The organism is Mesorhizobium argentiipisi (SeqCode), assembly GCF_037179585.1.
Classification (GTDB): Bacteria; Pseudomonadota; Alphaproteobacteria; order Rhizobiales; family Rhizobiaceae; genus Mesorhizobium; species Mesorhizobium argentiipisi.
In genome coordinates this window covers 126895-139851 of sequence record NZ_JAPYKO010000003.1, presented here as the reverse complement: position 1 = coordinate 139851, position 12957 = coordinate 126895, and the positions used below count along the sequence as shown (strand labels likewise).

9 protein-coding genes are annotated in these 12957 nt (G+C 60.5%); 4 read left to right on the top strand and 5 right to left on the bottom strand.

Annotated features, from left to right (window positions below; genetic code table 11):
- Positions 1-202 precede the first annotated feature (202 nt).
- From groL to O7A05_RS06155, 5 genes are all read right to left on the bottom strand, one after another.
- Positions 203-1867, bottom strand: a complete 1665-nt coding sequence (gene groL / locus O7A05_RS06175; protein WP_337092101.1) for a chaperonin GroEL — start codon at positions 1865-1867, stop codon at positions 203-205.
- A 62-nt stretch (positions 1868-1929) separates the two neighbouring features.
- Positions 1930-2226, bottom strand: coding sequence for a co-chaperone GroES (gene groES / locus O7A05_RS06170; RefSeq protein WP_006203049.1), 297 nt, complete (start codon positions 2224-2226; stop codon positions 1930-1932).
- A gap of 372 nt (positions 2227-2598) precedes the next feature.
- Entirely contained in the window at positions 2599-3474 is an 876-nt protein-coding gene (locus tag O7A05_RS06165; protein WP_337092095.1) for a hypothetical protein, read from the bottom strand.
- A gap of 126 nt (positions 3475-3600) precedes the next feature.
- A complete protein-coding gene (locus O7A05_RS06160) occupies positions 3601-4638 on the bottom strand; it encodes a LysR family transcriptional regulator (protein WP_415926961.1) in 1038 nt (345 codons plus the stop codon).
- A gap of 378 nt (positions 4639-5016) precedes the next feature.
- Positions 5017-6393, bottom strand: coding sequence for an alpha,alpha-trehalose-phosphate synthase (UDP-forming) (locus O7A05_RS06155; RefSeq protein ID WP_337092094.1), 1377 nt, complete (start codon positions 6391-6393; stop codon positions 5017-5019).
- A gap of 571 nt (positions 6394-6964) precedes the next feature.
- On the opposite strand from O7A05_RS06155, the gene O7A05_RS06150 reads away from it, so the two are divergent.
- The 4 genes from O7A05_RS06150 to O7A05_RS06135 all read left to right on the top strand — a co-directional run bounded on the left by O7A05_RS06150 (position 6965) and on the right by O7A05_RS06135 (position 12957).
- Positions 6965-7675: a winged helix-turn-helix domain-containing protein gene (locus O7A05_RS06150; RefSeq protein ID WP_337092093.1), complete on the top strand. Its 711-nt coding sequence runs from the start codon at positions 6965-6967 to the stop codon at positions 7673-7675.
- Positions 7676-8143: 468 nt separating this feature from the next.
- On the top strand, positions 8144-9184 hold the full coding sequence (locus tag O7A05_RS06145) for a cytochrome-c peroxidase (protein ID WP_337092091.1): 1041 nt from the start codon (positions 8144-8146) through the stop codon (positions 9182-9184).
- Positions 9185-10370: 1186 nt separating this feature from the next.
- Complete coding sequence (locus tag O7A05_RS06140; RefSeq protein WP_337092090.1) at positions 10371-11573, top strand: cytochrome P450; 1203 nt, start codon at positions 10371-10373, stop codon at positions 11571-11573.
- A 94-nt stretch (positions 11574-11667) separates the two neighbouring features.
- The gene (locus tag O7A05_RS06135) at positions 11668-12957 is read left to right on the top strand and encodes a cytochrome P450 (RefSeq protein WP_337092089.1); all 1290 of its coding nucleotides are present in this window, start codon (positions 11668-11670) and stop codon (positions 12955-12957) included.

Sequence of the window (12957 nt, the reverse complement as noted above, 5' to 3'; positions counted from 1 at the left end):
CGGCGCTTTTTTCAATCTGGACGGCAGCCCAGCGTTTGTCGGGTGGGTTCGGAAGCCCATAGGCCGCTAAGCCTGTTCCTGAACGGCTGGCAGTCAAGGCAGCGCAGGCGATTGTATCGCTGCGGCACTTAACCGATCGACAAAACACAAAAGGAAAGGGCGGCATCGCTGCCGCCCTTCCGGAGATCCTCGAAAGGTGCCCTTAGAAACCCATGCCACCCATGCCGCCCATGCCGCCCATGCCACCGCCAGGCATGCCGGCCGGCATGCCGCCGCCAGCCGAGTCCTTCTTCGGAGCTTCGGCGATCATGGCTTCGGTGGTGACCAGCAGGCCGGCGACCGAGGCCGCGTCCTGGAGAGCCGCGCGCACGACCTTGACCGGATCGACGATGCCCATGGCGATCATGTCGCCATAGTCGCCGGTCTGGGCGTTGTAGCCATATGTCGCACTCGCATTGTCGAGGATCTTGCCGGCAACGATCGATGCTTCCGCACCAGCGTTGGCCGCGATCTGACGGGCCGGAGCCTGCAGCGCACGACGCACGATGTTGATGCCGGCAGCTTGATCTGAGTTGGCGCCGGTGGCGTTGAGGTTGGCCGAAGCGCGCAGCAGGGCAACGCCACCGCCAGCAACGATGCCTTCTTCCACGGCCGCGCGGGTCGCGTTGAGGGCGTCATCAACGCGGTCCTTCTTTTCCTTGACTTCGACTTCCGTCGCACCGCCGACGCGGATCACGGCAACGCCGCCGGCGAGCTTCGCCAGACGTTCCTGCAGCTTCTCCTTGTCGTAGTCCGAGGTGGTCTCCTCGATCTGCTGCTTGATCTGGGCAACGCGGCCCTGGATCTCGGCCTTCTTGCCGGCGCCGTCGACGATGGTGGTATTCTCCTTGGAGATCGACACCTTCTTGGCACGGCCGAGCATGTCGAGGCCGACATTCTCGAGCTTGATGCCGAGGTCTTCCGAGATGACCTGGCCACCGGTCAGGATGGCGATGTCTTCCAGCATGGCCTTGCGACGATCACCGAAGCCCGGCGCCTTGACGGCGGCGATCTTAAGGCCGCCGCGCAGCTTGTTGACGACCAGCGTGGCGAGCGCCTCGCCTTCGACGTCTTCCGAGATGATGAGCAGCGGCTTCGAGGTCTGCACGACGGCTTCGAGGACCGGCAGCATGGCCTGCAGGTTGGAGAGCTTCTTCTCGTGCAGGAGGATATAGACGTCCTCAAGCTCGGCAACCATCTTGTCGGCGTTGGTCACGAAGTAGGGCGAGAGGTAGCCGCGGTCGAACTGCATGCCTTCGACGACTTCGAGTTCGGTCTCGGCGGTCTTGGCTTCCTCGACCGTGATGACGCCTTCGTTGCCGACCTTCTGCATCGCTTCCGCGATCATCTTGCCGACCGACTCGTCGCCATTGCCGGCGATGGTGCCGACCTGGGCGACTTCCTCGGAGGTCTTGATCTTCTTGGCGGCCTTGCCGAGAGCGGCGACCACTTCGGTGACGGCCAGATCGATGCCGCGCTTCAGGTCCATCGGGTTCATGCCGGCGGCAACCGCCTTGTGGCCTTCCTGGACGATCGACTGCGCCAGAACGGTCGCGGTCGTGGTGCCGTCGCCGGCGATGTCGTTGGTCTTCGAAGCGACTTCGCGGACCATCTGCGCGCCCATGTTCTCGAACTTGTCTTCAAGCTCGATTTCCTTGGCGACGGTGACGCCGTCCTTGGTGATGCGCGGGGCGCCGAACGACTTGTCGATGACGACGTTGCGGCCCTTGGGACCGAGCGTGACCTTCACCGCGTCGGCGAGGATGTTGACGCCGCGCAGCATGCGCTCGCGGGCGTCACGGGAGAATTTTACGTCTTTGGCAGCCATGTTTTAACTCCTGGCAGGGCTCGGAGAGCCCGAAAAATTCAAGTTGAAGGTGAGGCCGATGATCAGCCGATGATGCCCATGATGTCGGATTCCTTCATGATCAGAAGGTCTTCGCCATTGAGCTTGACTTCGGTGCCCGACCACTTGCCGAACAGGATGCGGTCGCCGGCCTTGACGTCCAGCGGAACCAGCTTGCCAGCTTCGTCGCGGGCGCCGGAGCCGACCGCGATGATCTCGCCTTCCTGCGGCTTTTCCTTAGCCGTATCCGGGATGATGATCCCGCCGGCGGTCTTGGATTCGGATTCGACCCGGCGAACGACCACGCGGTCATGAAGTGGGCGGAATTTCGACTTTGCCATTATGGATTTCCCTGGTGCGATGTTGAACGATTTCCGTTGCCGGAGCGATTGGCACTCACCTAGGCAGAGTGCTAACAATGGGGTGGATAGGCCGTTGACGGCTGCAAGTCAAGGCGCGGAGAACGGCGGAACCAGAGCGAAGGACGTGGGCTGGGGGCCTATATTTTTCTTCAACACGAGCAAGAGGATGGGCTCATTTCTTGCATCAGCCACGGAGGCGGCGGCCGTCAGCGCGGGTCGCCGGCTGTGGACTAAACAGGTCGGCATTTCGCAAGCGTTCTGGACCGATTTACCGCATCCATGAACCTGGCGAGGTCGCCAGGACCCTCGGTGTTGGTTAGGTGCGCTGCTTTCGCGTCAAGGGGCTGAGACTCAGACCTGCGGCTTGATGTCATGTTGCGGGGTCGAGCCGCCGTTGAAGAAGTTCTCTGCCCTCTTGAATTGACTGGTGGAGTTCGCATTCACGAGCTGCTGGAAGTTTTCATGGTCGGGCCCCCCTTTTCGGATCCGGCGTGCCTGTACGATGCTGGTGATCTCGGTATAGCCCATGTCCACATCGATCAGTCGCATCGACGAGCAGCAGGACCTCAGCTCAAGGAAGTTCTGTTTGAACTCGATCTGGCGCAGAACGATCGCTCCGTAATCGTAATATCCACCGGCTCCATTATCGAGAAGGTAGCTCTGGTAGGTGCATGTCAGGGCCCTGTATTGCTGCGCCTTGGCGTTGGCGCTGAAGGTGATGTTACCCATCGCCGTCAGGAATGACTCGAAATCTGTCAGCAGCGATGCCCCGTCGGTAATGATCGCCTGGGCAATCAGAGAAAGGAAGGTGGCCGAGACGGAAGTACCAACAGCCTTTTGCGAATAAAATTTCTGTTTTTGCTGTCCGATCGAAAGATCGGGAATGTTGCTTAGAACGTCAGCCCAGGTGGTGAGGTCTAGCATTTTTGAGTCAATGGCAGGAAAATTGGAATGCATGTAGTCGTAAATGAGTCCTCCAATAGCAAGAAGGTTGTCTTGGTTCTCATTCATGATTCGGCTGTACATCGGGATATTTGTTTGCTGACCGATAAGGTGAAACTGTACGGTCCCCTCGTCGTTGGCGATCAGGTCGTTTTTCCTAGGCGCGGCATCTGCCATTGACAAAAGCCGAGAGCTGCCATGGAAAAAGGCTCGAGCGGCCTTGTAGGCATCGTCAGTGTGCTGGTTTTCACGTTCCTTCACGTCAAGCGACCATTCGTTTGGCATTTTATTCTCCTTTGTGAGAGTTAGGGTAGTTGTTAGATCGTGAGCCCTTGGAAAGCGCGCAACTTGAGCATCGGCTGACATGTGTGCATCTTGGCTCAATCACGTGCGGACAAGCAGCGTGAGTCTTTAACGGGGCGCTTCCGTTATGGCCCTGCCAGTTTGTGATGTTTGCATCAGTTCTGTTTGCGAAGCCGCTGCGGTGATCTCGTGGCGCAGCCAGCGATGCTCCGGGTCGCGATGGCACCGTTCGTGCCAAATGAGGGCGACCTCGTAAGGGGTCAGTTCCACGGGCGGATCGACAATCGCCAGGGGGAGCAAGGCAGCGATCCGCGTTGCGACGCGCCCTGGGACAATCAGCACCAGATCGCTCGCCGCGACTGCCGCGGCTGCCGTCAATATGTTGGAAACCAGCACCGGATCGCGATCCAGAACATCCAATTTGACCAGTTCGTCATGCACCCGGCCGAACCCGTCCTTGGAGTCCGATGCAATGGCAGCGTGGTGCAAGGTCGCGAAGCTATCGATCGTCCATTCCCGCGCCAGGGCTGGGTGACCCTGGCGAAGCAGGCAGGCAAAACGGTCGGCATAGAGCGTACGGCGCAAATAACCCAGTGGTGCAGCATCGATCTGCCCGATTGCCAGATGGATTTCGCCTTGCTCAAGCCGCAGGAGCGCGCCGGCCAAAAGGGGGTCGGTGACGATATCGAGATTAGGCGCGTGCTCGCGCAAAAGTGGCAGTAGAGGCGGCAGCAAGATAAGCGCTTGGTGATCGGGCATCACCATTGTGGCTTTCGAACGCCATTCCCCTGGGGCGCAACTGCGGTCCATCATTGCGCGGATAGCGCTCAAGATCGGCGGGAGGACTTTGGCCAGACACTCGGCCTGCGGCGTCGGAACCAGACTGCTCGATCCACGAACCACAAGATCGTCATCGAAAATTCCACGCAGCCTTGCCAGTGATCGGCTCATGGACGGCTGGCTCACGCCCATGTACCGGGCTGCATGCGTGACGTTGCGGTACTCCAGCAGCGCCTCAAGAGACAACAGCAATTTCAGGTCGATCGATTCCAGCATCTGCTGTTGCCGTGTGGCGCGCGCGCCATTGACAATGTTAGGCGACCGCTCACTTCTGCTTGAACGATCCCGACTGTAAACGAGGTCCATGCCCCTCTCCTTAGTTTAGTAGCGGTGTGCTCACGCTAGCGTCGTTATGGTTGGCGTTGAGGGCCGGCCTGCTGATGACAGTAGCGGTGTCGTCATTGGTTTGACGTGGTTCAAGGTACCGGTCTCGATCAGCGAAACGATCACAGTCGCTGCGGGCGAACGAGCACCTTCTGCGCTTCACGCGGGGGCAAAGCCTCCGGCGATGTGGAGGCGGTCTGGCTGACCAGGGGTGAAATCCTCACTCGCGGCTATAGTGGTCGGCAACTACCGAGGCACCATCGGCCGCCGTCGGCGAGGCAAGAATGCTGCCTCATCGATATGCCGGGCCCAGCCTCACACTCGCGACACTGTCGCCGCGAGGCTGGGCCCACGAAAGGCTCAGTGTCGATTCAGTGACGAGAGAAAATCGCTGCACCACTTATGGACATCGTGCTCCCGCAGAACCGTCATGATCGCCCTCCAGCGGTCAATCCGCTCCCCTCGCGGCAGAACGAGGGCTTTTTCCATAGTGCGCGCCATCTCCTCCGTGTCGTAGGGATTGACGAGCATCGCTGCGCCCAACTTCCTGGCGGCGCCGGAAAAGCGTGAAAGAATGAGAACGCCGGGGTCCAATGGATCCTGCGAAGCGACATACTCCTTCGCCACCAGATTCATGCCGTCGCGAAGCGGAGTCACCAACCCGATACGCGCCTTGCGGTAGAGGCCGGCCAGCTCCGACTGCCCGACCGACTTGTTAATGTAGTGCACGGGCACCGAATCGACGGTTCCGAGTTCTCCGTTAACGCGCCCGACCAGTTCGGCGACGTCCTTCTGAACCACCCTATATGCCGGGATACTTGCCCGGGATTTCGGGGTGATCTGCAGCAGCAACGTCTTGTCGACACGTTCACGGTGGCTCCGCAGAAAATCACGAAAGGCGACGATGCGTTTCTCGATACCCTTCGAATAATCAAGCCGATCGACGCCGATTGCGATGTCATAACCAACCATCCTCGGATAAGTCACCTGCAGACGCTCATTGCGGGCCGCATTCTCGGCGAGACTTTCGAAATTCGCAGTGTCTATGCTGATCGGAAAGACGCCGCAGCGAAACTCGTTCTGATACGCTGCGTAGAAACCCTCTTCGATGCGTTTCCCTTGCTCCTCGCGGTTCAGACATTCGAGGAAGTTGCTGAGATCGTAATCCGTATGGAAGCCGACGAGGTTGCAGAACGAAAGCCCGCGCAGCAACGCATCGTACTTCGGGACAGTGGAGAAGATGTCCGCCGGCGGCCATGGAATGTGCAGAAAAAAGCCGATCCTGTTGCTGCAGCCGAGCTTACGCAGCTCTTCAGCGAGCGGAATCAAGTGATAGTCGTTCACCCAAATAACGTCGTCATCGCGCAGGAGAGGGTTCAACAGCTCTGCAAACCTCTTGTTGACACGATGATATCCGGCCCTTCGTGCCTCGGAATATTCGGCCAGATCAGGACGGCCGTGGAAGATCGGCCAAAGAACCCTGTTGGCGAAGCCCTCGTAATATTCGTCCAGATCCCTCTGCGAGAGATCAACAAGCTGATAATTGATGCCGTCATCTTGCAGCGGTGTCAGCTCCGGCGGGGCGTCTTCGGCCACCACCCGCTCCGACCAGCCCATCCAGAAGCCGTGCTCTTTCTTGAGCACCGCTTTCAGCGCGATGGCCATCCCACCCGCGGGCGGCACCCCGTTTTCATCGGGCAGCGGAACCCTGTTGGATACAACGATCAATCTACTCATTTCTACCTCCTGCGTTTGAGTACAACGAGAGACTCTGCGCTCAAGTTGTTTGTAAGGTTTGTGGAATTCGTGGCAATATTTTCCAGAATATTCGCCACAATAATTCAGTAAGACGCGGTCTAAATTGGTTCTCTTGATGTCTTGATCACCTGTCTTACGTCTATCTATACATTGGAATGGGGTGATAAATCCATCTTGCCGAGTGGAATGTCAATGTTTTCGGAGTTTCAGATGAAATGCATCTGAATCCGAGTGGAGATGTGCGCTGCGGGCGCAGAACGCCTTGTGACACCGGCTTCACGGCCGCAGGAGAGGGGATCGGCAGAGTCAACGACCGGCAAGGCGCGCGGGCGATCAGCCAAACGAATAGGACGAACACTCTGAGCGAAATCGGAGAAACGGCCGAACACGCTTGGCGAGCTCGGTTCCTGACTCACGGCGGCAGTCCCGCCTAGGACTATGTGTCTGCGCTATTGTGTCATGCGCCCAACGAAGATTGTCCCACGTGCGGACCCCTGCCTAATTTGGCTCATCGTCGAGAAAGCCAAAGCTGCATTCAACAGGAGTCACCATGAAGAACATTCTCGTTTTGAGTCAGGACGCTTCAACGAGAGAACTGCTCGTGGACCTCTTGTCCAAGCAGGAGTTTAGGATCAGTGCGGTCGAAAGCGGCCAACAGGCCGCCAGCAAGATGGTTTCGGAAGCCCTTGATCTGGCAATTGTCGATCTGAGCCTCGGCCGAGAGGACGGTTTGCAATTCGTTCGGGATTTTGGTGCCAACAGGGACCTTCCGATCATTATCATCAGCGCAGACTACCTGGATGAGTCCGACAAGGTAGTCGGTCTCGAAACCGGCGCCCGCGATTACATCACTAAGCCCTTCGGCCACCCGGAGTTTCTGGCTCGCGTGCGTGCCGCCGTGCGCCAGCGGCCGGGGCGTGAGCGAAATGCAATCTTTAATTTCGATGACTGGCAAGTGAGCACGAAACGTCGCCGCTTGCGTCGAGGCACGGATATCGAAGTGAAGCTAACTGCGGGTGAGTTCAACCTGCTTATGGCCTTCCTCAAGAACCCAGGCCGGGTGCTTTCGCGTGAGCAGCTTCTGAAGGCGACCAGAGTCTATGATCAAGAGGTCTATGACCGGAGCATCGACGTGCTGATCCTGCGCCTTCGCCGCAAGCTGGCACACCGCTCAACCCTCCAGTATATCCGCACCGAGCGCGGCGCCGGATATGTTTTCGAGAGCGCCGTGGACGTCAAGGAGCTGAGGACGCGCCGCTAAGGCAACGACCTTGCTTTGTAGTCAGTGCTGCACCGACCACTCAGCGTATAGGGTTCACTCAAGCAGGGTTACCGGGGGGAGGCGACCATCGTGTCTGCCTGGCCGGCTTTGCGGGCGATCAACACCGATAAGCACCGCCGCAGGGGCACCTATCAGAAGCGTCAACCCATGCTTGCGGGCCTCCATCTGGCAGCCGCGGATATAGATTATTGGGACCGGTGCAGGTATGCGCTGGCCAACGCCCATTGTCGGGTTTGTCAGGTCCACGACGCCACCGTGGTCGGTTTGTACCTGGCTGGGGGCAAAAGCTTTGCAAATCCGTGTCCGAGTCCTTCCCACGGCTTTGGCTCGATTTTTGCTCCTCAGTCTCGCGACGCTGCAGATGCTGCCGAGGATGCGGCCCTAATCCCTTGTAATGGGAAGCCGCTCATTTGGCGCACAGTCTCGGGGTTCGAAAGGAGAGGCTGTTTGGCGATTGGGTTGAATTTTCGGTATGCTGCACTCGGATGTTGCCTGCTCACCTCAATGGCGATGGGGCAGGACAGTCTGCTTGATGACGCGAAATCGCTGTTTGGCCCCATCCCCAACGTGCCGGTCCTGGACGGCAATCCGGCGACTTCAGCGAAGGTCGAACTGGGCAAGATGCTATTTTTCGAGCTGAGGCTATCGGAGTCGCACAACATCAGCTGCAACACCTGCCATCACATCGGACTCGGCGGGGCAGATGGCCGCCCCACTTCAATTGGCCACAATTGGCAGCACGGCGGCCGAAACGCGCCAACTGTGCTCAATTCAGTGTTCAACATCGCTCAGTTTTGGGATGGTCGGGCCGCCGACCTGACGGAGCAGGCCGGTGGACCTATAGCCAGCCCAATCGAGATGGGCAGCACCCCTGAGCACGCCGTCGAACAGCTCAAGGGTATTCCCGGCTATGTGGAGGCATTCCGCAAAGCCTTCCCAGATGAAATCGATCCTCTCGACTTCGTCAACCTCAAGAAGGCAATCGCCGTGTTCGAGGCAACGCTGACCACACCCGACGGACCGTTCGATACGTATCTCAAGGGTGACGAAAAAGCGCTCACCAAGGAAGAGAAGAAAGGCCTCAGGCTTTTTATCGACAAGGGATGCTCCTCTTGCCACAACGGCATAAATGTCGGCGGCGGCATGTACGCTGCTTTTGGCGCGGTCGAGAAGCCGGGCGCCGACTTCCTGCCGCCCGACGATGAAGGTCGCAAACGGGTGACAGGGCAGATGGACGACCAATATGTGTTCAAAGTCCCCAGCTTAAGAAACGTCGAACTCACTGCCCCGTACTTCCACAGTGGCCGTGCGTGGGACCTGGACGAGGCGGTAGCGGTGATGGGCACTGCCCAGCTTGGCATCCGCTTGGCCCCTGAGGAAGTCTCCAGTATCGTCGCCTTCTTGCGAACGCTAACCGGCGACCAGCCTCAGGTAACTTACCCCACCCTGCCGCCGAGCGTCGCGACGACACCTCGGCCAACGCCGTGATCGCATGAGGCGGTGATGGGTTGATTGCCAGCTGCCGTTTGCCTCCGCAACCGGCTGTCCACGCCGCCTTTACCGCGAGTCCAAAAAGCGCGGCGGCCCCGAGCCTGTCACCAAGTCACAGCCGACCAACGAGCTTTCCCTTGCAAACCGATTCGTCGGGAAAACCGTCCTTGTCTCGGTCCAACTTGCCTCCCCGTGAGCAGTTTGAGAGACACCAGTGGCTTCATCACATGAAGGAACATTCTCCGCCGCGGGTCGCGGGAGTTGCCGTTAGCCGTGTGCGCGAGAAGCCTGCGGTTGACCATGCCGAGTGGTGGGCCGACGGCGCCGCGCCCTCTGCATGCGCCGCTGGCTACTCCCAAGGCGCCTGAAACTTGCCGGCCCGAATGCCGACCTTCGCCGCTTCCCCGTTCACCTGCTGCTTTGCACACGCGCCGTGGCTGTAACACGGCCAGTCCAAGACCTGGCCGAGATCAACCGTTCCAGGCGGACAAGCCCACAGGAACGAGCAGTGAACTGGCCTCGGGGTCGCCAACAAGGCGTTCCACGCTTCAGCCGCGCGGCGCCCAGGAATTCGGACCCTGTCGGGTCGTCTCGATAGAGACCGGTAATTATTGCGGTCGCGCGATCTGCTGACTCGCACCAGGACCCGGCTGGCGCGGCAGGAATTCACACTTCACTCCAAACCGTGTTCCGTTGTCCGATATCCGACACGCTGTTCGATGTCGTTGTTCGATATCCGACACGATGTTGGATTATTGGCACCGCGATAGCAGAGCTAGCACATCGTTCGAATGGTTCTCCGCTTGGCACGATAAATGCTGCGTTATCTACAAACGCGTCAGGAACGAAGGAGAAATCATACCGTGATCACTCTGCCGAAAATGTAGTCGCCAAAGGGATGACCGGCCAGGCGGCGGAACGCCGTCGTGGAGACTAGCGAATGCTGCGCCGGGGAACTTAGTCTCGCGTTACGCCGGATTAATAGCACGCCCCATAATCTTCAGCCTTCCCCCATCCCGCCCTCGATTCCACGCCTTTTCGCGAGCCGCGGTGCCGAGCCGATCGGTGTGACCCAGCCTGCCAGCCCGTTTTGCGAGCCGCTACGGCCAAACATCTTTTCGCTGGCCCGCAGCGCCTGCCGGTCACCTTCCGCCCTTCCATCGCTAGAGGACGAAGTCCGACCATGTCCGAACAACACTTGCCGACCCTGCCGATGTGGCGCGTCGATCACATCGAGCCCTCGCCTGAGATGTTGGCGCTATGCTCCAACGGTCCGATCCACCGCGTGCGCTTCCCGTCTGGGCACGAAGGCTGGCTAGTGACAGGCTACGACGAGGCCAAAGCGGTGCTGTCCGACGCGGTGTTCCGGCCCGCGGGAATGCCGCCGGCGGCATTCACCCCGGATTCGGTGATTCTCGGTTCGCCGGGGTGGCTGGTCTCGCACGAGGGGGGCGAGCATGCCCGGTTACGCACGATCGTAGCGCCGGCCTTCAGCGACCGCAGGATGAAGCTGCTCGCGCAGCAGGTCGAGGCGATCGCCGCGCAGTTGTTCGAGACGCTGGCGGCCCACCCTCAGCCCGCCGACCTACGGCGCCACCTTTCCTTTCCACTTCCGGCCATGGTCATCAGCGCGCTGATGGGTGTGCTCTACGAGGATCACACCTTGTTCGCCGGGCTGTCCGACGAGGTGATGACGCACCAGCATGAAAGCGGCCCGCGCAGCGCGTCGCGCCTGGCCTGGGACGAACTGCGCGCCTACATTCGCGGCAAAATGCGGGACAAGCGCCAGGATCCGGGCGACAACCTGCTGACGGATTTGCTCGCGGCGGTCGACCAGGGCAAGGCGACCGAGGAAGAGGCGGTCGGCCTGGCGGCGGGCATGCTGGTGGCGGGGCACGAGAGCACCGTTGCGCAGATCGAATTCGGCCTGCTGGCCATGTTCCGCCATCCGCAACAGCGCGAACGCCTGGTCGGCGATCCATCCCTGGTCGACAAAGCGGTGGAGGAAATCCTGCGCATGTACCCGCCGGGCGCGGGCTGGGACGGCATCATGCGCTATCCGAGGACCGACGTCACCATCGCGGGCGTGCATATTCCCGCGGAAAGCAAGGTGCTGGTCGGCTTGCCGGCGACGTCGTTCGATCGGCGCCATTTCGACGACCCGGAAACCTTCGACATCGGACGCGAGGAAAACCCGCACCTGGCGTTCTCCTATGGGCCGCACCACTGCATCGGCGTGGCGCTGGCCAGGCTTGAACTCAAGGCGGTGTTCGGTTCGATCTACCAGAGCTTTCCCGCACTGCGCCTAGCCGTAGCGCCCGAAGAACTGAAGTTGCGCAAGGAGATCATCACTGGCGGGTTCGAGGAATTGCCGGTCCTCTGGTGATGCGCAGATGCCGCCGCGTATCGCGATCTTCTCCGCAACTTGCCGGCGCGCCCGACCCGCGCCGGTCAGATCAGCCAGCTGACAGGTAACCAAGATGGACGTGCAAGAAACCACGGCAGCATGCCGGGACGCCTTCGCCGAACTGGCGTCGCCAGCGTGCATCCACGACCCGTATCCGTTCATGCGGTGGTTGCGCGAGCACGATCCGGTGCATCGCGCGGCGTCGGGCCTCTTTCTGTTGAGCCGCCATGCCGACATCCACTGGGCGCTCAAGGCCACGGGCGATGCGTTTCGCGGACCGGCGCCGGGCGAACTGGCGCGCTATTTCCCGCGTGCGGCGACCAGCCTGTCACTCAATCTGCTGGCGTCCACGCTAGCGATGAAGGACCCACCGACGCATACACGTCTGCGCCGGCTGATCTCGCGCGATTTCACCATGCACCAGATCGACAACCTGCGTCCGAGCATCGCGCGCATCGTCGCAGCTTGCCTGGACGGCATGGCGCCCGCGCTGGAACGGGGGGAGGCGGTGGACCTGCATCGGGAATTCGCGCTGACCTTGCCCGTGCTGGTCTTCGCCGGACTGTTCGGGATGCCCCAGGACGACATGTTCGGGCTCGCCGACGGCATCGGCGTCATTCTGGAAGGCCTGAGCCCGCACGCCAGCGATCCCCAGCTCGCGGCGGCGGACGCGGCCAGCGCCAGGGTGCAGGCCTACTTCGGTGACCTCATGCCGCGCAAGCGCGCCGATCCCCGCCACGACATCGTGTCGATGCTGGTCGGCGCACACGACGACGATGCCGACACGCTGTCGGACGCGGAGTTGATCAGCATGCTATGGGGCATGCTGCTGGGCGGCTTCGCCACCACTGCTGCGACTATCGACCATGCGGTCTTGGCGATGCTGGCGTATCCCGAACAGCGGCACTGGCTGCAGGGAGACGCCGTGGGGGTGGAGGCATTCGTCGAAGAAGTCCTACGTTGCGACGCGCCCGCCATGTTCAGCTCCATCCCGCGTATTGCCCAGCGCGATATCGAACTGAGCGGCGTGGTGATCCCGAAGAACGCGGACGTGCGCGTGCTGATCGCGGCCGGCAATCGTGACCCGGACGCATTCGCCGATCCCGATCGCTTCGATCCCGCGCGGTTCTACGGTACCAGCCCTGGCATGTCGACCGACGGGAAGATTATGCTGAGCTTTGGCCACGGCATTCACTTCTGCCTCGGTGCGCAACTGGCCCGGGTGGAGTTGGCCGAGAGCCTGCCGCGGATTCAGGCGCGCTTCCCCACGCTGGCATTGGCCGAGCTACCGACCCGGGAGCCCTCCGCGTTCCTTCGGACGTTCCGCGCGCTGCCAGTGCGGCTGCATGCGCAGGAGGGCTGA